The 254-nt window shown below is 32.7% G+C and carries 1 pseudogene; it reads left to right on the top strand.

The annotated features are described in order from the left end of the window. Nucleotides 1-254 (top strand): annotated as a pseudogene (locus R0J92_RS24795) (GTP cyclohydrolase I); the annotation flags it as partial.

Genomic DNA, 254 nt, shown 5'->3' with positions numbered 1-254 from the left:
ATTGAAGGTGACATTTCAGATCTCATTAGAGAAAGAATAAGAAAACAAAATGGAACATTTAATTGCAATGACAATATATCTGAATACTTACTAGAGGGCGAACTAGAAGAGCTTCAAAAAGAAGTTGAGAAAAAATTTCAAGATGTCCTAAATAGTTTAGTTATTGACACTGACAACGATTACAATACTCAAGATACCGCGCGACGCGTTGCGAAAATGTTTATCAATGAAGTATTCTCAGGTAGATATTATAG

It is taken from the genome of Tritonibacter sp. SIMBA_163, from assembly GCF_046535935.1.
In the GTDB taxonomy this organism is placed as follows: domain Bacteria; phylum Pseudomonadota; class Alphaproteobacteria; order Rhodobacterales; family Rhodobacteraceae; genus Epibacterium; species Epibacterium scottomollicae.
This window is presented reverse-complemented; position numbering and strand designations above follow the sequence as displayed.